Source organism: Bacillus sp. T17B1, assembly GCF_026796395.1.
Classification (GTDB): Bacteria; Bacillota; Bacilli; order Bacillales; family Bacillaceae; genus Bacillus; species Bacillus spizizenii_A.
Map to the genome: position 1 here is coordinate 29443 of NZ_JALAYA010000021.1, position 22766 is coordinate 52208.

Genomic DNA, 22766 nt, shown 5'->3' on the forward strand with positions numbered 1-22766 from the left:
TCACAGCTTTCCATGTTTTTTCAGTCTTGTTGTCATATAAGACGGCAGAACAACAAAAATCAGAATGGCAGATCCGATCAGCGCATAAAGAAAACCTGTCAATCCGGCAGCATAGGCTGATGCAGCGGATATCAGCAGCGCTTGAACGGTAAGTGCAGTTTTCAATAGGGAAAAATAGCTTTTCCGCTTTGTTTCTTTATTCACAGGATAAAGCTCTTGAAGCGCAAGATGGTCAAAGTGGCCGAACAGCGGCAGTAGCTGAATGCCCGTAATGAAAATGGTAAACACAGTCAAAACCCCTGCAATGAGCGGGCTTGCCGACACATACATAATGATCAGCGTGAAAATGATTGTTAATCTGACGAGTATCCCCAAATAATCACTTGAACGCAAAAAGGCGCGGGTAAACATGTAGGCAAACGTTTTGCGCTGTTCAAACGGCACGAGCCGCAGCAAAAAGTCAAGATACGCTCTGCGTTTCGCTTGCTTTCGTAAATGCGGCACATCAGTGAACAGGTTGGCAATCCGATAGAAACGCTGCTTGCGTCTCAATTCGGACTCAATATGGCTCTCCCATTTAAACGTTTTCCGTTTTGCTGCCGAAGACGTATACAGATAAAGAGCAGCCATAATGACATAGACTACAAGTGCATACATATAAACAGATTGGAAAACAAAATAAAGAACGAGCGTATTCGCCGCAAAGCGAATGATCACATCCATCCGTTTCATGCTTCGGTCATTCTGGAAGGTCGTACGCCATTCCATCACCTGATTCCACGCTTTCAGCAGCAAAAGCTGAACAAAGACTGCCGCGTACGATACAAGCGAAGCCTCCGGTGCAACAGCGAAATATAGCGGCATTGCAACAATGCTCAATGCAATCAGCGGAAACAGCTGAGACACATAGCTGTAAACAAACGCCTGCTTCAAGTAAGGCTCCATTTTTGCTTCAAGCGGCAATAAAAAGACAAGGTCAGCCTCCTTCAAAAGTGTCCGCACAAAAGAGCTTGTCAACACGAGCGAAAACAGCACGGCCATCACCCAGAAGGACGGAAAGTGAGCAGGAATGTCCCGTATCCATTTGCTATACCAGCTTGCAGCGCCCGCGAGAAAAAAGATTAAGACAATGACGAGGTGATCGTTGAGCATATATTTCATGTACATTCTTGTTTCTTTGATATGCTCCTGCAGCCGCGACTGCCAAATATCAAGCATATTATTCATGGCCGGCGTCTTCCTTTGTAAGCTCAAGATACAAATCGTCCAGCGCCGCGTCCTTCATTCCAAACTGCTCTCTGAGTTCGGACAGCGTGCCGCGCGCACGCACCTCGCCGTTATGTAAAATAATAAACGAATCACAATAACGTTCTGCCGTTGCCAAAATGTGCGTTGACATCAGCACGCTCGCCCCGCCTTTTTTCGCTTCATTCATCCGCTCCAACAGCGCGTTAATCGCAAGCGGATCAAGCCCTAGAAAAGGCTCATCAATAATGTAGAGTGCGGGCTCTGCCAAAAATGCGCACATGATCATAACCTTCTGCTTCATTCCTTTTGAAAAATGAGCCGGGAACCACTTCAGCCTCTTTTCCATTCGGAATTCTTTTAAAAGCGGCGGCAGCCTTTTTTCCATTGTTTCTTTTGACAGTCCGTATGCCATGGCTGTTAATTCTAGATGCTCCTTCAGCGTCAGCTCTTCATATAAAACAGGTGTTTCAGGTATATAGGTGAATTGTGAACGGTAGCCTTCCGGATCCTCGGCAAAGGTTTTTCCGTTTAATTCGATTGAACCTTTATGCGGGTCCATCAGACCGATGATATGTCTGATTGTTGTACTTTTACCAGCACCGTTCAGCCCGATTAAGCCGACAATTTGATTCGGTTCAAGGGTAAATGATACGTTTTTTAAAACCGGATTTCTTGTATATCCGCCGGTTAAGTCTTTTACCGATAGCAGAGACATAGTTTCTCCCCTTATATTGTTTTTCTTCATAGTACCAAAAACAAGCCCTGATTTGAAACAATTCCCTTTTAAGAAATGATGAATTTGCTGTCATAAAGAGACAGGTTTCTGGACATCATAATGGTCGTAGAGGAAAAGCATATCAACTGAAAAATGAGGTGTTTGTCAAAGACGTCTTAGATACAGTTGGATAGAAAATAAACATGTCCAATGCTGAAACCATTTCTCTTCACTAAATTGATGAATTCTTCATCTATGAAGCAAATTGTCAAATGAGGTGTTTATCGCAGGAATCGTTAGGCATTAAACAAGTCTTCATTTTATTGACAAATGAGGTGCTTACCAAAGGCATATCACATTTTCTTCATATAAGCTCTTCCTCTGCATTCAGGGTGAACGCTCGCCGTTCATCCTGTTTTCTATTCTCTGCATTTCTGTGGTACGATGAGTATATACATACTAAACAATTTCATAAGGAGGAACCCTCATGCATTGTGAAGAGAATTGCATCTTTTGTAAAATTATCGCCGGTGACATTCCGTCCGCAAAGGTGTATGAAGATGAGCATGTACTGGCCTTTCTTGATATCAGCCAAGTGACAAAAGGTCATACGCTTGTCATTCCGAAAACCCATATCGAAAATGTGTATGAGTTTACGGATGAATTAGCAAAACAATATTTTCACGCCGTTCCGAAAATCGCCCGCGCTATCCGGGATGAGTTTGAACCGATCGGCTTAAATACGCTGAACAATAACGGCGAAAAAGCAGGACAATCTGTTTTCCATTACCATATGCATATTATCCCGCGCTACGGAAAAGGAGATGGATTCGGAGCGGTTTGGAAAACACATGCTGATGATTACAAACCGGAGGATCTGCAGGACATCTCTTCCTCTATCGCAAAACGCCTGGCCTCATCATAAGATGAGGTTATTTTATTTGTGAACATTTCGCAAACATCCGTCAATTTCTTTTGATTATTCTAATTTTTTATCAAAAATCTGAATTTTTGTGATAGGATAATTGTATTATTTTATACATTAACGTGGAAAACAGGGAGAGATCATGATGGAACGTACAACGAATTTTAACGCAGGTCCTGCAGCGCTGCCATTGGAAGTTCTGCAAAAAGCACAGAAAGAATTTATTGATTTTAACGCATCCGGCATGTCTGTTTTGGAGCTTTCCCACCGCAGCAAAGAGTATGAAGCGGTGCACCAAAAAGCAAAAAGTCACTTAACTGAACTGATGGGCATCCCGGAAAATTACGATATTTTGTTTCTTCAAGGCGGGGCAAGCCTTCAATTCTCAATGCTTCCAATGAACTTTCTAACACCTGAGAAAACCGCGCATTTTGTGATGACAGGGGCTTGGTCCGAAAAAGCCCTCGCGGAAGCAAAGCTGTTCGGGAACACCTCTGTGACAGCTACAAGTGAAGGGGATCATTACAGCTACATTCCGGAGATTGACCTTACGGATGTAAGAGACGGGGCGTATTTACATATCACGTCCAACAATACGATTTTCGGGACACAGTGGCAGGAATTCCCGAATTCCCCTATTCCGCTGGTCGCTGACATGTCCAGCGATATTTTAAGCAGAAAAATTGATGTATCCAAGTTTGACGTGATCTACGGAGGCGCTCAAAAGAACCTCGGCCCTTCCGGCGTGACAGTTGTCATCATGAAAAAAACATGGCTGCAGAATGAAAATGCGAACGTTCCAAAAATCCTGAAATATTCAACGCATGTCAAAGCGGACTCACTCTACAACACGCCGCCGACATTTGCCATTTATATGCTAAGCCTTGTACTGGAATGGCTGAAGGAAAACGGCGGTGTAGAAGCTGCTGAACTTCGCAATGAGCAAAAAGCACAAGTTCTTTACAGCTGCATTGATGAAAGCAACGGATTCTATAAAGGCCATGCCAGAACGGACAGCCGCTCACGCATGAATGTTACCTTCACGCTTCGTGATGACGAATTGACGAAAACATTCGTTCAGGAAGCAAAAGAAGCAAAAATGATCGGCCTTGGCGGACACCGTTCAGTAGGAGGCTGCCGCGCTTCTATTTATAACGCGGTGTCTCTCAAAGACTGTGAAAAATTAGCTGCGTTCATGAAGAAATTCCAGCAAAAAAATGAGTAAAAAGTCTGGCTATGCAAACGATCCGTTTGATATACTGTTTGCATATACATTCTTTAAGCCTTCGCAATAAATGACGAGCATATTATTGGAGGGCAAAAAGCTTAGCAGAGGAGAGCATAGAGATGAAAACAAAAGAGTTAGTCATTATGGCTCTGTTTGCCGCAATCGGCGCAGCGCTTCATTCCATTATACCGCCCTTTTTAGGCGGCATGAAACCAGATATGATGCTGATCATGATGTTCATGGGCATCCTTCTGTTCCCGCGGGTGCAAAACGTACTCGTCATCGGGATTGTGACCGGAATCATCTCCGCGCTTACAACCGCATTTCCAGCCGGACAGATTCCTAATATCATCGATAAACCCGTGTCCGCGTTTCTGTTTTTCTTCCTGTTCCTCTTGTTCAGAAAGAGCCAGAAAACAGGTGCAGCCGCTGTGCTGACAGCGATCGGGACCATCTTATCGGGAATTGTATTTTTATCGTCAGCTTTAATGATCGTCGGTTTGCCTGGCGGTTTTGCCGCACTGTTTGCAGCTGTTGTTCTGCCGGCAACTGTGCTGAATGCAATTGCAATGATCATTATTTATCCGATTATCCAAACCATTTTAAGACGTTCGAGCTTTTTGGAAGCTGTTAAATAGTTGTCACCCAAAACCTCTTCCGCTTGCGGGAGAGGTTTTTTTCGAACAGAGAGCCTGCAGCATGTCAGCATGTTTTAAGCGAAGAGTTTTGTGAAAAAGATAAGACATAGTGTAAAGGCGGTTCCGGTTGAACAAACAAGCGCTTTCTGCCGGATGACCTTCTTGGGCGGATAAGAAGCAGCCTGGCTGAGAAGTTTGATATAGTAAACAGCGCCTGTAGCGAAGGCAAGGGTGATGCAGGATAACACAATCATAAAGACAGACAACCTTCTCCCTCCTTTTCACTTAAAAAATATGCTAAAATAAAGCAAGCTATGTATAGAAGTTCAGGCTTTCAACAAAAATGAAAAATACTGAATGAATCCTATTTTCAAGAAAAAGACGGGGTGATTGTAATGGCGGACGGACGTTCTCTATTAACAGGACTATTCGTAGGCGGCATCATCGGAGGAGCAGCAGTTCTTCTATCTGCACCTTCCTCAGGAAAACAGCTGCGTGAAAAAATGAAAACCAATTATGATTCTTTCGAAGAAACGATCAAACGCTTAAAATCAGACGGGCTTGCATTAAAAGACCAGCTGATCAAAGCGGCAAAGGAAAGTACAGACGTCATTAAAGACGTAAGCGGCGAGCTCCAAACGTCAATTAAAAAATGGCAGGAAGAGATCAAGCCTCATCAGCAGGATCTGCAAAAAGAAATCGCTGATATTGAAGAGAAGATCAGACAGCTGGAGAAAACCTTACAAAACTAATATCCTATTCAAAAGAAAAAAATGCGGGCCAAAATGGGACCCGCATTTTTTTATGCCGAAAAAGCCTCTCACCGCAATGGTTCGTGAATTTATTAAAAAATTCTTACATTTTCATCTTTATTAATCTTTATTTTATTGGCATAATAGAGAAAAAGAAAAAGAGAAGCAGGTGACGTAATGAATCGAGTGGAACCGCCCTATGATGTGAAAGAGGCTCTTGTCTTCACCCAGAAAATGGCTCAGCTTAGCAAGGCTCTTTGGAAATCGATCGAAAAGGACTGGCAGCAATGGCTCAAACCGTATGACCTGAATATCAATGAGCATCATATTTTATGGATTGCGTATCAACTGAATGGAGCTTCCATTTCTGAGATCGCGAAATTCGGGGTCATGCACGTATCAACCGCATTCAACTTTTCAAAAAAGCTGGAAGAACGAGGATATTTAAGGTTCTCTAAACGGCTGAATGATAAACGGAACACATACGTTCAATTGACTGAGGAAGGCACCGAGGTATTCTGGAGCTTGCTAGAGGAATTTGATCCGACTCGCAACGCGGTTTTTAAAGGGTCACAGCCTCTGTATCATTTATTCGGAAAATTCCCTGAAGTGGCTGAAATGATGTGTATGATACGCCATATCTACGGCGATGATTTTATGGAAATTTTCGAAACGTCACTCACCAATATTGACAAAGACTTTGAAAGCGCAAACGGAAAACTGAAGAAAAAAGCAAAGGACAGTGCGGCAGATACACCGGCAGAAGAACTCGAACCTGTAAACAGTTAATCAAAGTGCTTCATGATGTCGATAAAGACTTCCATCAGCTCTTCATAAAGCCCCTGCTCATACAGGGCGAAAATCGTTTCATGAACATCTAACTTTTCATTCAGCTGTCCGGCAAAAAGCGCAAGGAGCTTATCGAAGGTTACAAATCCTTGCGCTTTTTGTGTTGCCAGCTCTTCCGACAATTCATCGCATATCCTCATAACCTCTTCCCCTTCTTCCCTGCTCAGCCCTTTATCAATGAGAAGCGCATAGAAGGGGTACCTGTCCATATCTACTGTTTTCACTAATAATTGTATGTAATATTCTAATCGCTTAATGCGATGATCCATCGAATCCATCCACACCACTTCTTTCTATCTTTAATCTTATTTTAGCTGATAATGCACTGAGAAGAAAGTTCTAACCCCATATTTCACAGTTTGTTTGCTTGTTTCAAAAAAATACCTGCCGGATGATATTTTTTCTTAAAAAAGCATTGATTTTTTCTCTTGGGAGGAGTAAATTATTTTGAGATTCTATTCAAGATGATGTATGGAAGGATGACTTTGATGAATTGCTGGAAGACCATAAATCTCATGAAGGATTATGGTGCCGTTCGCATAATATTAACTGCTGTATGTTTTATGATTTTGGTTTTTATATCTACCTTTTTAGCATTTGAGCTGCTGCGGCCTGGCACAAGCTTAAGCGATGAATATGTACCTTTATTCGGCGGTTTGCTCGTCGTTATTTTATTTGTACATAAAGTCATCCATGTCCTGCCAATCATCTGCAAAAAAAGAAAAATAGAAAAAAAGTTTTATATACTACGCATGCGCACATGGAAACGAATACCAAAAACAACAATGCTGATTTCACTCGTAAGCCCGTTCTTGCTGATTACGCCTGTACTGTTTTACGCCGCGCTGGCTTTTCCGAATCACGCCCATTATTTCTGCATGATATCGGGCATTCATGCCGGCTACTGTCTGCCTGACTTCTTGCTGGCTCTTAAGCTGATAAAAGCGCCGAAAGCCGCATTCATTGATCAGGAAGCAGATGGCTTGGATATTCTTGTTGAAAAGTAGCCACACCTTGGCGCCAGTGGCGATTTTTCAATCTGCATTCTATCTTTTTTGATAAATATTTGGTAATGTAATATGGGACAGTTCAGAGAGAGGGGGAATCTCCCATCATTTTATTCTATTTTATCGTGGCTGCCGTGTTTATTTTATATTTCATAAACAGGCTCACCAATACATTATGCCTTGTCAGAGAGATTCCTGAAGAGCGGCAAGATAAGGTATTCCGATTTATTAACGTATCTATATTAATTTTACTGATCTCTTCGTTTGTGGAGATCTCCTTTACAGTGTAAATACGCAAGAAAGCATAGCTGCTGATTCAGCAGCTATGCTTTTTTATTTTGATTAGTACAGCCAAGAAGCGCCGATGATAATCAATAAGATAAATAACACAACCAATAAAGCGAATCCGCCTGCAAATACTTCACCCATCTTAAAAAGCACCTCCTGTAAAAAGCTTTATTTACCAATTACATCTTATGCAATTCATGTTTGAAACGATTAGGCGCTAGTGAAAATAAAGGATCGCTTATCTTGTAAGCGATCCCCGGGCTGCTTAGTAGATGTAAGCTGCACCTACGATGATAAGCAAAATGAACAGTACTACAAGCAGCGCGAATCCGTTAGAGTATCCTCCGCTCATGTTACATACCTCCTTTTCTTGATCAATATATAAGTATGCCATCAGCAAAAGTTTGACTAGACGAATGCCCTTTATTTAAAATCTTTTTACAGAATGCCACAATATGTTATGATACGCATAGGTACTTTAATTTGGAATGATTAGGAGTGTTTGAAAACAATGAAGAAAATCGCAATAGCAGCTATCACTGCTTCAAGTATCCTCGCTCTCAGTGCTTGCAGCAGTGGCGACAAAGAAGTCATCGCAAAAACAGACGCAGGCGATGTTACAAAAGGCGAACTTTACACAAACATGAAGAAAACAGCTGGTGCAAGTGTCCTGACACAGCTGGTGCAAGAAAAAGTATTGGACAAGAAATATAAAGTGACAGATAAAGAAATTGACAACAAGCTTAAAGAATACAAAACACAGCTTGGCGATCAATATACTGCTCTCGAAGAACAATATGGTAAGGATTACCTTAAAGAGCAAGTAAAATATGAATTGCTCACGCAAAAGGCAGCTAAAGATAACATCAAAGTAACAGATGCTGATACTAAAGAGTACTGGGAAGGCTTAAAAGACAAAATCCGTGCAAGCCACATCCTTGTCGCTGATAAAAAGACAGCTGAAGAAGTAGAGAAAAAGCTGAAAAAAGGCGAGAAATTTGAAGACCTTGCAAAAGAATACTCTACAGATAACTCTGCTTCACAAGGCGGGGACCTTGGCTGGTTCGCAAAAGACGGTATGGTGGATGAATTCAGCAAAGCTGCATTCAAATTAAAAACAGGTGAGGTCAGTGATCCTGTCAAAACACAATACGGCTACCACATCATTAAAAAGACTGAAGAACGCGGCAAATACGATGATATGAAAAAAGAATTGAAATCTGAAGTGCTTGAACAAAAACTAAATGACACCACAGCTATCCAAGAAGCTGTTCAAAAAGTCATGAAGAAAGCTGATATCGAAGTAAAAGATAAAGATCTGAAAGACACATTTAATACATCTTCAACAAGCGAAAGCACTTCTAGTTCTAAATAATAAAAAAAGCTGTGCAGGCTCATTGAGCTGCACAGCTTTTTTATGCAATGGAGTGGTTTGGATTTTCTTCATCATGCTGTTGAGAACTGCGGCGTTCTCTCTCCTTTTCCATCCTCTCCATATAAATCTGCCCTTCTTTTTCAATAAAAGACTGGTCTACTTTTTCTTCCTCTTTGGCTGCCGCCACAAGTTTATATGCACTGAAAATGATGCCTACAATACATAGATACACCCACCATGGAAAAAATAACACGGGCTCCTCCCCCTTTTTGCATAGATTCTTTATTCTTAACCATATGCGGGAATGAGACGAGTTATGAGCGGCAAAAGCACATAAAAAAGGACTGATCTGAGTGTTTCAGCATCAGCCCTTTTACGATTATTGATGAAATGTCGGTTTATAAAAGGAGCGGTTTTCCAGCGCAAATACACGCTCAGTGTATTCACCTGGCTTCACGCGCTCAAGCGCTCTGTCCATCATGTTCATTTTTGCATCCAGGTTGTCTATATAGTGTAAAATTTCCGCTTCTTTCACCATCGGCGGTTTTGGGCTGCCCCATTCCGCTTTGCCGTGATGACTCAAAATCAAGTGCTGAAGAATTAACACCTCTTCAGAATCGATTTGAAGCTCCTCAGCCGCTTTTGACAGCTCTGTGACCATAATCGAAATATGGCCTAGTAAATTCCCTTCAACCGTATACGAAGTGGAAACAGGGCCGGACAACTCTTTTACTTTTCCGAGATCATGCAGGATAACGCCGGCATAAAGCAAATCGCGGTCAAGAGACGGATATAAATCTGCAATGGATTTCGCAAGATTCAGCATAGAGACAACATGATACGCTAAACCTGAAACAAACTCATGGTGGTTTTTCGTAGCCGCCGGATAATCCATAAATTCAGTTTCGTGTTTTTTGACTAAAAACCTTGTGATCCGTTGGATATTCGGATTTTTCATTTCAAATATATATTGAGTGATGGTGTCCATCATTTCATTTTTCGGTATCGGAGCGGTTTCTAAAAAATCATCAATATTCACGTTTTCATGCTCGCTCACCGGTCTGATGTTTCTCAGCTTCAGCTGGTTGCGCCCGCGGTAATGGTGGACATCCCCCACGACCTTGACAATCGTCTGCGGCGCATAGGTCACTTCATCACTTTGCTTGGCATCCCACAGCTTTGCTTCAATATCACCTGACTGGTCTTGCAGCATTAGCGTTAAAAACGGTTTTCCATTGCTTGCAATCCCTTTCGTCGAGGATTTAATCAATAGATATTGGTCCACCTGTTCGCCAACCTCATGTAGCATAATCCCTTTTGCCATTCTATTAAAGCTCCCTCCGTATCTTACATAATACCAGTATATCACATACCGTTTTACAGCTATAGAACCTCTTTTATGACACCAAATGAATGATTTGGCTGCTTTGAAATGCATCTTTCACATGGTCATGGCATGTAAAATACAAAATCTGCCTTCCGCCTTCAGATAAATCATAAAGAACGTCTAATACACGTTTGAGCCTTTCCTGATCAAAATGTACAAAGCTGTCGTCAAGCTGGAACGGAAGCCTTGACCCATCATGACGGGTAACGGCCAGTGCAAACCGGATCGCAGTATACAGCTGCTCACATGTCCCCTGTGATAGCTCTTCCGCGTGATAGACCGTTCCATCACAATGCATGACCATTATGGAATCATCCGTTTCAGAAAAATAAATTGTCTTGTAGCTACCGTCAGTCAGCGGGCGGAAAAATGCTCCAGCCGTCTCCAAAAGGCGTGGGAGCTCGACTTTTTTATGCCGTTCCAATTTGTTTTGAATCACCCGTTTAATCATTTGGATCGAGGCCCATTTTTTAGCGGTATCTTTCACACGCTCTTTTTGCATTTCCATTTGAAGCTTGAGATCTGAGACCAATCCCGAAGCCTCTAATTGTTCCTGTTTGACGAAGAGCAATGCGATTTGGCTGCGAAGGTGTTGAATCTCCTCAGTCAGCCGCTCTTTTCTTTCATTTTCAACTAATTGCTTGCTTTCCAATTCAGAAAGCGTATTCGAATCCGCCAGTTCAAGCTCCTCTGGGTGTCCGCCTTGAAGCTGTGCGTTTACGTGATGAAGCTTGTTCTCCGCATCCTTCAATTGCCTGCTGATGTCGGCTATGGCGCAAAACTCATTTCTGTCTTTTGCAGCCGCAGCGGCAAATAGCTGTTCAATCTGTGTTTCAAAATACTGTATCTCTTGCTCCAGCTCCAGCAGCTGCTCCTTTGTATAATGAATTTCTGTTTCAATAGCCCTTTTTTGCTTCGCGATTTCTTTTTCACGTTCAACGTTTTTCCGCAAAGTGTGAAGGGCTTCCGAGATGGAGATGTTCCGACTCTCATTCACAGGATGAAGCATGCTGACACGTTCTTCGAATGTGCGTCGGTGCTTTTTCAGCCTCCCAGCTTCAATTGTCAGTTCATGCTTTTTCTTCACTTCTTTTTTGACATCCTTCATTAAGCTGTATGCATCAAGCAGAAAAGACGGATCTTCCTTGAATCCGAGATCCTTCATAAAAGACTCGACCTGTGTATAGGACGGCGCCATATCGGCCTCCCACTGTTCAAACTGCTGGATGACTCTTTCATACGCCGCCTCTTTTTGCTGAAGCACTGCCCGCTGTGTGAAAAGATGCTGTTTATTGCGGTCATCCTCCCATAACGCTTCTCTAAGCGCTTCGGCTTCTGCCGGTGAAATGTTTGTCATTGGCTGTCTCATCTCCCGGCTATTTCCGGAAGACGGTGTTTTTTTCCCAGACACAAGCCAGTATACAATAAGGGCGGCGCCGAAACTTATGGCGGGAATCCATTGCTGCAGCAACAAAAAGAGAACGATGAACAACATACCAGCTGCAATGACAACCTTTTTCTGCTTATCCTGCTGCCTTTCAAAAAACCTCAGCTGCTCTCTCAGCCTCGCTTGCTCCAGATGCTGCCCCTGTGCTTCATCATATGCTTTAAGAGCCGCTTCTTTATCTTTTCTTTCGTTGTTTTCAAGGATAGCGGACGAAGCGGCATGAACGGCCTTTTCTGCGTCTTCAAGCTCTTTCCGGGCAAGTTCAAATGTCTCATCAAGCTGCCGTTTTCTGTCTCTTGCCTGTACGTATTGCTGCACCGCCTGCTGAAGCTGCCATTCATAGTCATATGAGGAGTTCATATTCAGGAGCTCATTTTCATCCGTTTTATTGAGCTGTTCCAGGCCTGCCGCAGCCTGTGCAGATGACTGTCGCAGCTGTGCCTGAATGGCGGCGAGCTGTTCTCCATAGGATTGATACATATGAAACCCTGCCGAAAGCTCTTGTATCAGCGTTTCTTTTGCCAACATTTCTTTATCCGGATTGAGCTTTTGCATCTGTTTGTCCAGCTCTGCCATCTTCACCCGAAGCGCCTCCTGCTGTGCGGATTTCGGGTGGAGGTGAGATTCATATTTCTCCAGCTGATGCAATCCGTCAGCCGGGAATTGTCCCGCCTGTTCCGGATATTGCGATATCGCTTCTTCCAGCATCGCTTTTTCATTTAGCAACGGCTTCAGCTCAATCGCACCCTCAATCGTTCGGATATGTCCTGCCGCCTCTTTCAATTCGGTTTCTGCAGCTGCAAGACGGGCTTCAAGCGTTCTTTTTTCCTCTAGAAGCTGATGATAGCCCGCTTCCTCTGCCTCAGCCTGTTTCAGCTTCGCCCCCAGTTGCTTGAGCGTTTCCAGCTCCTGATTCAATTGAGGGTTTCGCCCGTTTGGTTTATAAAGCCTTTCGCTTTCCTTTGTCAGCTTTGAATCAAGCTTGGATACGGCTTCAGCGCCAAACAAGCTGGAAAACAGCAAAAATTCCCCTATCTTGTCCCGATTAACGGCGTGAATTTCCTGCAGCCCGAATACGTCAAACGAATAAATGGCTTTATAAAGCGCCCTGTCCGTGCCTTGGAACAGCTGCTTTAAAAAATCTCCATGCTTCACTTCGCCTTTTTCTGTGTACACTCTCAGCTTTTCGGCAGTCCCTTTCGTCCGTTCGATTTTCACAGCCCCTATCTCAGGATGTTCAGCTTCAAGAACACCGCCATAGACACCCCCTGTTTTCGGTTCATATTTTTTTGTTTTCGGAAAACCAAACAGCATGCTCTCAATAAATGACATCATCGTCGTTTTTCCTGCCTCATTTAATCCGTAAATTAATTGGACAGGCGAGGCGGAAAAGTGAAAGGTCTGATTGGAAAATTTCCCGTATTGGTAGATATGTAAAGATTTAATTCGCAAAGCTTTCACCGCCTCATATTTCAAGCACCTTAAGCTGTCTTTTCAATAAAATCTGTGCCTGCTCTTTTATTTCCTGTAACTCCTCTTGGGTAAACCGGTCGGCGTGCCTTCTGTACACAGGATGCCGCTCAAGCCCATCCAGCACGTCTGTTAAATCACTGCGATCAAGGTCTTCAAATAAACCGCCAAAAAAAGGATCAAGGTTTGTAAGGTTTGCTTCATTTTCTGTCTCATCGTCCAATGAAAGCGGCCAAACGAATTGTTCCTCCTCCGCCTCTTGCTCCTGAAAGGTTTCGAGAAGCTCATCCAAAGTGCCTTTCGGCGCCTCCAGCAGCCATTCCGGTTTACGCCCTTGTAATACGAGTCTTACACAAACAGGGCTGCCCTTTGTCCGCAGCTTCGAAAACGTGTCCTCAATCATTTGGAAAAGAGCAGTCATATTCCTTGCCTCTGTCACATCAATCCCCGCTTTTTCCCACAGCACATCATGCGCTTTCTGAAATTGATAAGAAATGTCTCCGTTTGTCACATGAACGAGATAATAGCCTTTATCTCCCGTCTCCTTCATATGGCGCGCTTGGGTGTTTCCCGGATAAATGACTGCCGGGTGCTCGGCAGAAAGAACCTGGCGTTTATGTATATGTCCAAGCGCCCAATAATCCATTCCGCTTTTCACGAGATCGTCATGTGTAAACGGGCAATACGGATCGTGTCCTTCAGATCCTGATAGCGAGCCATGGAGCATACCGATATGAAACGGCGCGTCAGACGATCTTCGATAGCGGGCGGCTTGGTTTTCCGTCACGGCTCTGGCCTGATAGCTGAAACCATAAATGCTTGCTATGCGCCTGCCTTCTTTATAAAACGATTTTTCTTCAGGAACAGAGGACGAAAAGGTGTGGACATTCTCAGGCCATTCAATCGGCGTCCACTCCCCGCCTAGATGATCGTGGTTTCCAAAGATCACATACACTGAAATTCCGCTCTCTCTCAATCTTTCAAACTGTTTCTTCAAAAAGAGCTGCGCCTTTAAGCTTCGATTGGCTTCATCAAACAAATCCCCCGCCAGCAAAATGAAATCAACGTTTTCTCTCACTGCGGCGTCCATCATATGTCTCACGCTTGCAAACGTGCTTTCTTTAATCCGTGCAAAAATCGGTTCCGGCAGATGCGATATCCCGTAAAACGGGCTGTCAAGATGAAGATCTGCCGCATGAATAAAGGTTAGATCAGTCAACATTCTGCTCCTTTCCAGGATGAAGTACCCTTATTTTAGCACCGAATTCTTGCGAATGCACGTTCTGTCAATAAAGAAACAGCCTGAGAATCCCAGGCTGTTTTTACTCAATTTTTCGCTAAACGAAGTGCTTGTTTGATCGCTTTAAACGCGCTTGAATTGCCGTAAATCAACACACCGCCCTTGTAAATTCTGGCGCCGATGACAGCCAGTAAGACAATGGTGAGCAGTGTGATTCCAATTCCGGCAGCAGCCTGCCAGAATGGAATATCCAGCATGCCGACACGCAAGAACATAATCATTGGTGTAAAAAACGGAATAAACGAGGTTACTGTAATAAATCGTGCATCAGGTGCATTCAAGCCGAACATCGCGATCATAAAACCGGCGACAACTAAAAGCGTCATTGGTGTGATCGTTTGCTGCACGTCCTCTATTCTGCTGACGACACTGCCGAGAAACGCGGCGAGTGTCGCGTATAAAAAGTAACCAAGCAAAAAGAAAATCACAGCATAGACGACAGTGGTTGCGGAAAGATCGGTCAAATGAAGGAATCCGCCGACAGGTGAAGCTGTTCCGTTCGTTTTGTTCAGCATCAGCGACAGAGAACCGGTCCCTATAATGACAGCAAGCTGCGTGATTCCGACAAGCCCGATGCCAAGCAGCTTTGCAAACATCTGCTGAATCGGCGGCATGCTCGAAATCAGGATTTCCATGACACGCGAAGATTTTTCGGTTGCGACCTCCATCGCAATCATGCTGGCATACATAACCACAGAGATATAAATGACGAACAGCAGAATATAAACAAGCCCTACCGTCTGTCCAAGCTCTTCCTCAGACTTCGCCCCCTCTTTCAGCGTCTCCTGCCCGACAGTAACGGGCGCATAAAGGCTGCTGATCGTTTCCTGAGAAACCCCGAGCTCCGACGTTCCGACAGCCGTTTTGGTTTGCGTCAGCGCCTGCTGCAGCGTCTGGTATGTGCTATCATCAGAAATCGTTAATGCTTTATAAGTTCCTGAAATGGCTCCTTTTTCATCTCGTTTGATGATGAGCATGCCATCGAGCGCTTCATCTTTGACTTGCTTTGTGACTTCATCCTCCGACTGCTTCGACTGCCTCACATCAAGACCACCGTTTGTATCCACCGCTTTCAGCTGCTTTGAGAAAATCGGATATAATTCGTTGGTTTCATCAACAACGGCGATTTTTTCTTTCACATCATCACCTTGAAACGAAGAAATGATCGACTCCAGATTCGTTACAACTAATACAAGCAGTACCGTGATGACAGTCGAAATAATAAAGGATTTTGCCCTAAGCTTATTTTTGTATGTATGAGAAAGCATGATCCAAAATTTATTCATAGACGGCCCCCACCTTTTCTATAAAAATATCATGCAGTGACGGCTCTTCAAGCTCAAACTTTCTGATAAACCCTTTTCCTTGGAGCATGGCAAAGATCTCTTGAGAAATGTCTTCATTAGCAATCTGCAGCTTGACGCCGCCGGCCGTTTCCTTCCATTGGAGAATGCCTTCATGAGACTGCAAAAAACGCAGATCGCCATCGGCGTGAATGGTGACATTCTTTCTGCCGAAAGAACGCTTGATCTCTTTCAGCTTGCCTTGCACAACCGGTTTTCCTTTCTGCAGTATGCAAAGGTTCTCACATAGCTCCTCCACATGCTCCATCCGATGGCTGGAAAATAAAATAGAAACGCCGCTGTTTTTCAGTGAAATCACAGCCTCTTTTAACAGCTCAACATTGACAGGATCCAGGCCACTGAATGGTTCATCAAGAATCAGCAGCTCCGGCTTATGCAAAACAGACGAAATGAATTGGATTTTCTGCTGATTTCCCTTCGAAAGCTCTTCTACCTTCTTATTCTCGTAATCTGTTATATTGAAGCGTTCAAGCCATGTGCCGAGCTCTTTTACAGCCTCCCGCTTCTCCATCCCTTTTAATCTGGCAAGATAGACGAGCTGATCCTTTACCTTCATTTTCGGATAAAGTCCCCGCTCTTCCGGCAAATAACCGATTTTGTTGCTGATATTGTAATTGACAGGACGGCCTTTCCAGCTGATTGAGCCCTCCGTAATGCTTAATAAACCAAGAATCATGCGAAACGTCGTCGTTTTTCCCGCTCCGTTTGCGCCTAAAAGACCGAACATTTGCTGTTCCGGAATGTCTAAGTCTAATCCGTCAACAGCTTTATAAGTTCCAAATGTCTTTGTTACGTGATCAATCTTAAGCACCGTATCTCCTCCTTCCCTGACCCATTATATACTAATTTTGGATGAAACATAATAAAGGATTTTGATTTCCTTGTTAGAATATAAATGAAGAAGATTGATAAATCTTGAAAATGGAGGAGAAACCTGATGGCTGATTATTTCCTTACAGCTTTTGATCCTTCGGGGAAAACACTGGTAAACAAGCGATTTGAGGCGAAAAATGAAGAAGCGGCAAAAACGCATGGTGAAGCCCTATTAAAAGAAAAAGAGCTTCTCAGTCATACCCATCGTATGGTTGATGCAGCCGGAAAGCTGATTTTGTTTCATAGATGATCAGCTTTCCGGCTGATCTGTTACACTTGGAACTTCGGCTCCCGTTTTTCTAAAAAGGCACGGATTCCTTCTTGGTGATCCTTGGTCCTTCTCATTTTCTCTTGAGCGCTGCGCTCAAGAGAAAGCACCTTTTTTAGTTCTTCAAGCTGGAGGCTCTGAAAGATGGCTTTCGTTTCAATCATCGCCAAAAGAGGTGAGGCTAAAAGGGTTTCGATAAAGGGTCTTGCGCCTTCCGCCGGGCCTCCGGCAAATGTTCCGTCAAGGAGCCCCATATCGGCGGCTTCCGCGGCGGAACATTTTTTCCCGCTCCAAATCAGTTTTTTCGCCTTCGCTTCCCCAATTCTTTTCATCAGCAAATAATGCCCTCCGCCGTCCGGAACAAGCCCAATGCCGATAAAATTCATCGCGAGAACGGCGTTTTTTTCCGCGAGCACAATGTCAGCGCAAAGCGCCAAACTCAGACCCAGTCCCGCAGCAGCGCCGTGAATAGCTGCAATTGTCACTTTCTTCATCTGATAGAACGTTAGAATGACAGCCTCAATCGTATCCATCAGCTGCTTAAATTGATCAGAGTTATGCTCTGATGTCATCATCCGGATATCTCCGCCGGCCGAAAAGCCTTTCCCGGTTCCTCTCAGAAGAACGATGAGCACCTCGCTTGCAGCCGCCTTTTCAACCGCCTCCTTCAGTTCAGACAGCATCTGTTCATTCAGGGCGTGGTGGGCATCAGGGCGATTCAAGATAATCTCGGCCACGGATCCATTCACTTCATACTGAATAAACTCCATTGAAACACCTCCATGTATGCGCTAGCTTTTTTTCTTTCACACTATACATTCCCTGCCATTCTCAAATAAACCTTTTTATTTTTCAAGGTCAATAGATACTGAAAAATGCATATTGTTTGAGTGGAAACATAAAGTTTTATATAGTGAAAGAAGGGATATTAGGATGAGAAAGGAGGAAAGGAAGCATGGATAAATTGCTAATCAGTTTTCTGTTAAGTTTATTTATGGTGTACTTTCCCCCTTCGGATGTGGTTCTGCCTTCCCAGCTTGAAGCAAGCACTGACAGCTATGTGCCTATGTCCTCATATCCACAAGAAGCACAATCGGCCAAAATTCCGTCGCCGAGCAGCTTGTACTTGGCAGAGCTGAACAAAGAGTACAGTCCGCTGGCGCAGTCTGTCAGGCAGCTATCTGTCAAGCCTCTTGATGAACCGCTGATGAACAGGCTGGAAAAGGTGTGTGCCGTCCCTATCAAATACCAGTCTAATTACCTCCGAATATAAATGCCCAAGCTTTATTTGCAACTCGCCCCATTTCAACAACACTACATTCGGAGGGATTTTCATTGAATATTAAAGAAAACGATCTGCCGGGCATCGGCAAAAAATTCGAAATCGAAACGAGAAGCCATGAAAAAATGACGATTATCATTCATGATGACGGCAGAAGAGAGATATACCGGTTTAATGACCGGGACCCGGATGAGCTCCTTTCCAATATCTCATTGGATGATACTGAAGCAAGGCAAATTGCCGCTATTCTAGGTGGCATGGTCTATAAACCGCAAGCACTAGAGTCCATCGAAATGGCCTTCAGCGATCTCATTATTGAATGGTTTAAGGTCGAAAAAGGCGCCAAATCGATCGGGCGCACACTCGGGGAGCTTGATGTCCGCCAAAACTACGATGTCACTGTGATCGCCATCATCAAGCACAGCCAGGAGAAGCTTTTAAATCCCGGAGCCGATTCGGTTATTGAAGAAAATGACACACTTGTCCTCTCAGGTGAAAGAAAGCATCTGAAGAAACTGATTCACGATTTTCTTTCTGGAGAGGGCGTGTGAACGGCCGATGGATCATCTCGTATTTGAAGTCGGTACAGCGCTTGTGCTTGTCGCGATTGCCAGTGTAATCGCCAATAAAATTAAATTTTCGATTATTCCGTTTCTGATTGTGCTGGGCATGCTGGTTGGACCGCACGCACCGAAAGCGGGCATTATTGACCTAACATTTATAGAAAGCAGTGAAATCATCGAGTTTTTCGGGCGGATGGGCGTACTGTTTCTCCTCTTTTATCTCGGGCTCGAATTCTCCGTCGGAAAGCTGATCAAATCCGGAAAATCAATCGCGGTCGGCGGAACGATTTATATCTTGATTAATTTCAGTCTCGGGCTGCTTTACGGGTTTATTACCGGGTTTTCCTTTCTGGACGTCCTCGTCCTCGCAGGGGTCATCACAATCTCGTCAAGTGCGATTGTCGCAAAAGTGCTCGTTGATTTAAAAAGAACCGCCAATCCGGAAACCGAGCTGGTTCTCGGCATCATTATGTTTGAGGATATTTTTCTTGCCGTGTATTTGTCCGTAGTTTCCGGCCTTGTGTTAGGTGATGCGACATCAGTCGGAAGTGCACTTTTGTCCATTTTGATCGCCTTCAGTTATATGCTGCTGTTTTTTATCGCAGCTAGAAAGCTCCCGCCGCTGTTGAATAAACTGTTGGACATTCGCTCAAACGAAGTGTTTATTATCGTCATTTTTGCGTCGCTCTTTTTTATCGCCGGGTTTTCAGAGACGATCCATGTAGCGGAAGCGATCGGTGCGCTGCTGCTCGGGTTGGTTTTTTCTGAAACAGAGCATTCCGATAGGATTGAGCACCTTGTCGTTCCATTTCGCGACTTCTTCGGCGCGATGTTCTTTTTTAGTTTCGGCCTTAGCATCGATCCGTTTTCACTCGGCGAAGCGGTCTGGCTTGCGTTGGGAGCCGTGATTCTGACCATTCTTGGAAACTTTATTGCCGGAATGGCGGCAGGACGGCGCGCAGGGCTTTCTCATAAGGCCTCATCGAATATTGGACTGACGATCGTATCACGGGGTGAGTTTTCGATTATCGTTGCGAACCTCGGGATAGCCGGCGGCCTGTCAGCCACATTAAAGCCGTTTGCCGCATTATATGTCCTCATTCTGGCGATTTTGGGACCGCTTTTAACAAAGGAATCAAAACGAATTTACCGTTTACTGAACAAAGTATTTAAATGGAAGCCTGATGTTCATCCTGCAAGAAAACAGGGATAAAAAAAGCAGCACTGTGATCAGTGCTGCTTTGTCGTTTTCTCAAAAATCCGCTCTAAATATTTAATTTTTTCGTCCGTATAGTGCTCAAAGCGCTCATTGTACGATTTCGGATCTTTCGGATTGGCAAAGTGCGTGATTTTCCCTGTTTCCCGGTCAATAAACTTACTTGCAGCGCCGCAGCCGATGCCGATAATCATCTGCACCTCTTCCATAATCATGATGTTGTAGATGCTTTCTTGTCCCGGCAAAGAGTATCCGACGTTTTCAAGGTTTCCAAGAATGTTTTTCTGGCGGTATAAATAATAAGGCGCGTACCCATGCTCTTTCGTCCAGGCTACCGCGTCATCCATCATTTGAGAAACCTCTTCCCTGCCGGCGACTTTGTACTTATGCTTGTTTCTCGTCATTTCTGACGCACGTTTAAAGGAAAGCGTATGAACTGTAAGAGATTCCGGCATCAGTTTTTCCGTTTCTGAAAGGCTGTGTCTGAATTCCTTCACGCCTTCCCCAGGCAAACCGATAATCAAGTCCATGTTGATATTATTCATGCCATGCCGGCGTGACAGATGATACTTCTCAATGGTCTCTTCAACCGTATGATGCCGCCCGATCGCCTTTAGCGTTTCGTTTTCATATGATTGTGGATTGATGCTGATTCGGTCAATGTCATATTTATTTAAAACGGCGAGTTTTTCTTCTGTAATCGTGTCAGGGCGTCCGGCTTCCACCGTTATCTCACGAATGTTTTTTACATCCGGGAAGGAGCGGACCATTTCCTCATACAGCAGATCCATTTCCTCCGCAGTAATGCTTGTCGGTGTCCCGCCTCCAAAGTAAATGGTTGTAACCTTAACATCATGCTCCTTCAGCCATTCGCCGATTTTCTGCATTTCGTAATGCAGCCCCCATAAGAATGAGCCAACTCTGCCCGCCTGCCCTTGAATGGCGTACGCAGGGAATGTGCAATATGCGCACTTTGTCGGACAGAACGGAATGCCGATATAAATGCTGACTTCATCCTTTACTTGATACAAATCCGGCACTGCCGCCAGCTGCCGGTCAACAATTTCCTGCATTAACTCGATTTTCTCATCATGAATTAAATAGTCTTTTTTCAATTCAGTGTGAGCTTGCGCCTTCGGCATTCCGCTTTGCAGCTTTTTATGAAGCAGCTTTGTGGGCCGGATGCCTGTCAGGATTCCCCACTTTTGCGTGATGCCCGTATGTGCCTGAAGAAGATTGAGGTACACATAAGAAATCGTGTTTTTCACTTGCTTAAAGGCTTCTTTTTCATTCATGCCGAGAGAAAAAGATTTTGTATGCTGCTCCTTTATGACAGTTCCCTTCACTTCTCCCGTTACCGTCACCTGCTCATTTGTTTGTGAACATTCTAAAGAAATGGCAACATCTGCGGGCTCCTCTCCGCCGTACACAAGCTCGCACTCTTCATAAAACAAATTTGCAATATTTTGCAGAGGCCGATGCAGGCGGTCATCATGTATGCCTTCTATTTTAATTTGCAACTTCATCACCTAATTTATCAGATTCAAAACTTTCTTTAGTGTACAGAAATAAACCGTTAAAATCAATCCGGCAAAAAAGCCGCCGCACCCATCTGGGCGCGAGCGGCTATTTTTTACACACGTTTCATGTGGAACCTATCAAGAAATCCTTTTCGCTGCTGCATTCGAAAATATTCCTTCATCATATAGGCAACACCTTGCTCATCATTAGACCTTGTGACCCAATCTGCCTTTCTCTTGATCTCTGGAGCGGCGTTCCCCATCGCTACCCCAAGACCGGCAAGTTCAATCATCGGGAGGTCATCATACTGATGCCCAATGGCCACGACATCAGCCATAGTCAGGCCCAGCTCTGAAGTGACGAGGGCCAGACCCGCTTCCTTGGAGACACCCTTCGGGACGATATTCAGCTTCTCATCGTTTACGCGAATAACATCAACCGCAGGGAAGGCCTTCGTTATCGTTTCTGTGATGTCATGCTGAATGTCGTGCTCCGTATACACTTCGATGACAGGTGCACTCACCGGCTCATCCATGAGAAGATCGCTTAATGATTCAACGAACTGGACTGGATAAAAGATCGGATCAGACGGATGAATGAGTGCTTTCCCCAATAAATTAGAATTCACTTTTTTCTTGTTTCCAATAGAATACTTCTCGTGAAGAAGCCGAATATTGCATTGATAACTCTCCAGCACTTGAACAATGTTAAAGGTGTGATCGTCAGAAATTCTTTTTTCAAAAAACGGGGCGTCTATTTTCTCAGCGATGTATGCCCCGCTGTGGGTGATTAGCTTGGCATCAAGCTTTAGTGATTTCGCTATTTTTTGTGCAGAACGAAAATGTCGATTGGTCACGAGAGTAACGTAAATTCCTTTTTTCTTAACGTATTCAATCGCATCCTTCGTTGCCTGATGAATCTTCCCGTTCGACCGTAGCAGCGCTCCATCTATATTTAAGGCAAGCAATTGTTTTGACACAGAGATGTCCCCCTCCTTGATGACTGTACTTGTGTATAGGATATGACCCTGTCTCTGTGTTTAGAACAACC

Annotated in this window: 26 protein-coding genes and 1 pseudogene; 12 read left to right on the forward strand and 15 right to left on the reverse strand. The window is 44.1% G+C overall.

Going from position 1 to position 22766, the window contains the following annotated elements; translation table 11 throughout:
• Both ecsB and ecsA read right to left on the reverse strand, forming a co-directional pair.
• Entirely contained in the window at positions 1-1227 is a 1227-nt protein-coding gene (ecsB, locus tag MOF34_RS11675) for an ABC transporter permease EcsB (protein ID WP_268400248.1), read from the reverse strand.
• On the reverse strand, positions 1220-1963 hold the full coding sequence (gene ecsA, locus MOF34_RS11680; protein WP_019713833.1) for an ABC transporter ATP-binding protein EcsA: 744 nt from the start codon (positions 1961-1963) through the stop codon (positions 1220-1222). Before ecsA ends, ecsB begins: the two co-directional genes overlap by 8 nt.
• Before the next feature lie 487 nt (positions 1964-2450).
• Here ecsA and MOF34_RS11685 point away from each other — a divergent pair, with 487 nt between their 5' ends.
• From MOF34_RS11685 to trpP, 3 genes are all read left to right on the forward strand, one after another.
• Positions 2451-2888, forward strand: coding sequence for an HIT family protein (locus MOF34_RS11685; RefSeq protein WP_019713832.1), 438 nt, complete (start codon positions 2451-2453; stop codon positions 2886-2888).
• Positions 2889-3033: 145 nt separating this feature from the next.
• On the forward strand, positions 3034-4113 hold the full coding sequence (serC, locus tag MOF34_RS11690; RefSeq protein ID WP_268400249.1) for a 3-phosphoserine/phosphohydroxythreonine transaminase: 1080 nt from the start codon (positions 3034-3036) through the stop codon (positions 4111-4113).
• Between the two features lie 122 nt (positions 4114-4235).
• Positions 4236-4754: a tryptophan transporter TrpP gene (gene trpP, locus MOF34_RS11695; protein ID WP_019713830.1), complete on the forward strand. Its 519-nt coding sequence runs from the start codon at positions 4236-4238 to the stop codon at positions 4752-4754.
• A gap of 74 nt (positions 4755-4828) precedes the next feature.
• Here trpP and MOF34_RS11700 read toward each other — a convergent pair whose 3' ends face one another.
• Positions 4829-5020, reverse strand: a complete 192-nt coding sequence (locus MOF34_RS11700) for a hypothetical protein (protein ID WP_268400250.1) — start codon at positions 5018-5020, stop codon at positions 4829-4831.
• Between the two features lie 129 nt (positions 5021-5149).
• Between MOF34_RS11700 and MOF34_RS11705 the strand changes: the two genes are divergently transcribed.
• Together MOF34_RS11705 and MOF34_RS11710 are read left to right on the forward strand one after the other, a co-directional pair.
• Complete coding sequence (locus MOF34_RS11705) at positions 5150-5506, forward strand: YtxH domain-containing protein (RefSeq protein ID WP_003224279.1); 357 nt, start codon at positions 5150-5152, stop codon at positions 5504-5506.
• Between the two features lie 177 nt (positions 5507-5683).
• On the forward strand, positions 5684-6295 hold the full coding sequence (locus MOF34_RS11710; protein ID WP_268400251.1) for an HTH-type transcriptional regulator Hpr: 612 nt from the start codon (positions 5684-5686) through the stop codon (positions 6293-6295).
• On the opposite strand, the gene MOF34_RS11715 is transcribed toward MOF34_RS11710, so the two are convergent.
• Complete coding sequence (locus MOF34_RS11715; RefSeq protein WP_019713827.1) at positions 6292-6633, reverse strand: YhaI family protein; 342 nt, start codon at positions 6631-6633, stop codon at positions 6292-6294. The genes MOF34_RS11710 and MOF34_RS11715 overlap by 4 nt on opposite strands.
• A gap of 210 nt (positions 6634-6843) precedes the next feature.
• Here MOF34_RS11715 and MOF34_RS11720 point away from each other — a divergent pair, with 210 nt between their 5' ends.
• Both MOF34_RS11720 and MOF34_RS11725 read left to right on the forward strand, forming a co-directional pair.
• Positions 6844-7362, forward strand: coding sequence for a DUF3267 domain-containing protein (locus tag MOF34_RS11720; protein WP_019713826.1), 519 nt, complete (start codon positions 6844-6846; stop codon positions 7360-7362).
• Positions 7363-7469: 107 nt separating this feature from the next.
• Positions 7470-7652: a hypothetical protein gene (locus MOF34_RS11725; RefSeq protein WP_024571667.1), complete on the forward strand. Its 183-nt coding sequence runs from the start codon at positions 7470-7472 to the stop codon at positions 7650-7652.
• 52 nt (positions 7653-7704) lie between these two features.
• Here the strand turns inward: MOF34_RS11725 and yhzE2 are convergent, their stop codons facing one another.
• Together yhzE2 and yhzE1 are read right to left on the reverse strand one after the other, a co-directional pair.
• Positions 7705-7791 (reverse strand): sporulation protein YhzE2, encoded by an 87-nt coding sequence (yhzE2, locus tag MOF34_RS11730; protein WP_003155248.1) that lies wholly within the window; start codon positions 7789-7791, stop codon positions 7705-7707.
• 124 nt (positions 7792-7915) lie between these two features.
• Entirely contained in the window at positions 7916-8002 is an 87-nt protein-coding gene (gene yhzE1, locus MOF34_RS11735) for a sporulation protein YhzE1 (protein WP_003327753.1), read from the reverse strand.
• 159 nt (positions 8003-8161) lie between these two features.
• Here yhzE1 and prsA point away from each other — a divergent pair, with 159 nt between their 5' ends.
• Positions 8162-9025 carry a peptidylprolyl isomerase PrsA gene (gene prsA / locus MOF34_RS11740; RefSeq protein ID WP_019713825.1) on the forward strand — a complete coding sequence of 288 codons (864 nt, stop codon included), beginning with the start codon at positions 8162-8164 and terminating at the stop codon, positions 9023-9025.
• Positions 9026-9065: 40 nt separating this feature from the next.
• On the opposite strand, the gene yhaL is transcribed toward prsA, so the two are convergent.
• The 6 genes from yhaL to MOF34_RS11770 all read right to left on the reverse strand — a co-directional run bounded on the left by yhaL (position 9066) and on the right by MOF34_RS11770 (position 16804).
• Positions 9066-9278 (reverse strand): sporulation protein YhaL, encoded by a 213-nt coding sequence (yhaL, locus tag MOF34_RS11745; RefSeq protein ID WP_003239506.1) that lies wholly within the window; start codon positions 9276-9278, stop codon positions 9066-9068.
• 126 nt (positions 9279-9404) lie between these two features.
• The gene (gene yhaM, locus MOF34_RS11750) at positions 9405-10349 is read right to left on the reverse strand and encodes a 3'-5' exoribonuclease YhaM (protein ID WP_019713824.1); all 945 of its coding nucleotides are present in this window, start codon (positions 10347-10349) and stop codon (positions 9405-9407) included.
• Positions 10350-10422: 73 nt separating this feature from the next.
• Positions 10423-13320, reverse strand: a complete 2898-nt coding sequence (locus tag MOF34_RS11755; RefSeq protein ID WP_268400253.1) for an ATP-binding protein — start codon at positions 13318-13320, stop codon at positions 10423-10425.
• Positions 13321-13324: 4 nt separating this feature from the next.
• Complete coding sequence (locus MOF34_RS11760) at positions 13325-14551, reverse strand: DNA repair exonuclease (RefSeq protein WP_268400254.1); 1227 nt, start codon at positions 14549-14551, stop codon at positions 13325-13327.
• 104 nt (positions 14552-14655) lie between these two features.
• The gene (locus MOF34_RS11765; RefSeq protein WP_268400255.1) at positions 14656-15915 is read right to left on the reverse strand and encodes an ABC transporter permease; all 1260 of its coding nucleotides are present in this window, start codon (positions 15913-15915) and stop codon (positions 14656-14658) included.
• Positions 15908-16804, reverse strand: a complete 897-nt coding sequence (locus tag MOF34_RS11770) for an ABC transporter ATP-binding protein (protein WP_268400256.1) — start codon at positions 16802-16804, stop codon at positions 15908-15910. The genes MOF34_RS11765 and MOF34_RS11770 overlap by 8 nt, the downstream gene beginning before the upstream one ends.
• A gap of 126 nt (positions 16805-16930) precedes the next feature.
• Between MOF34_RS11770 and MOF34_RS11775 the strand changes: the two genes are divergently transcribed.
• On the forward strand, positions 16931-17116 hold the full coding sequence (locus tag MOF34_RS11775; protein WP_019713819.1) for a YhzD family protein: 186 nt from the start codon (positions 16931-16933) through the stop codon (positions 17114-17116).
• Between the two features lie 20 nt (positions 17117-17136).
• Here the strand turns inward: MOF34_RS11775 and MOF34_RS11780 are convergent, their stop codons facing one another.
• Positions 17137-17904: an enoyl-CoA hydratase gene (locus tag MOF34_RS11780; protein WP_268400258.1), complete on the reverse strand. Its 768-nt coding sequence runs from the start codon at positions 17902-17904 to the stop codon at positions 17137-17139.
• A gap of 163 nt (positions 17905-18067) precedes the next feature.
• Between MOF34_RS11780 and MOF34_RS11785 the strand changes: the two are divergent.
• The 3 genes and pseudogenes from MOF34_RS11785 to khtU all read left to right on the forward strand — a co-directional run bounded on the left by MOF34_RS11785 (position 18068) and on the right by khtU (position 20192).
• Positions 18068-18407, forward strand: a pseudogene (locus MOF34_RS11785) (hypothetical protein).
• A 62-nt stretch (positions 18408-18469) separates the two neighbouring features.
• On the forward strand, positions 18470-18967 hold the full coding sequence (gene khtT, locus MOF34_RS11790; protein ID WP_019713816.1) for a K(+)/H(+) antiporter subunit KhtT: 498 nt from the start codon (positions 18470-18472) through the stop codon (positions 18965-18967).
• A gap of 7 nt (positions 18968-18974) precedes the next feature.
• The gene (gene khtU / locus MOF34_RS11795) at positions 18975-20192 is read left to right on the forward strand and encodes a K(+)/H(+) antiporter subunit KhtU (protein ID WP_268400260.1); all 1218 of its coding nucleotides are present in this window, start codon (positions 18975-18977) and stop codon (positions 20190-20192) included.
• Positions 20193-20209: 17 nt separating this feature from the next.
• Here the strand turns inward: khtU and MOF34_RS11800 are convergent, their stop codons facing one another.
• The gene (locus MOF34_RS11800; RefSeq protein WP_268400261.1) at positions 20210-21715 is read right to left on the reverse strand and encodes a coproporphyrinogen III oxidase; all 1506 of its coding nucleotides are present in this window, start codon (positions 21713-21715) and stop codon (positions 20210-20212) included.
• Positions 21716-21828: 113 nt separating this feature from the next.
• Positions 21829-22695 carry a Cof-type HAD-IIB family hydrolase gene (locus tag MOF34_RS11805; protein WP_019713813.1) on the reverse strand — a complete coding sequence of 289 codons (867 nt, stop codon included), beginning with the start codon at positions 22693-22695 and terminating at the stop codon, positions 21829-21831.
• Positions 22696-22766 lie beyond the last annotated feature (71 nt).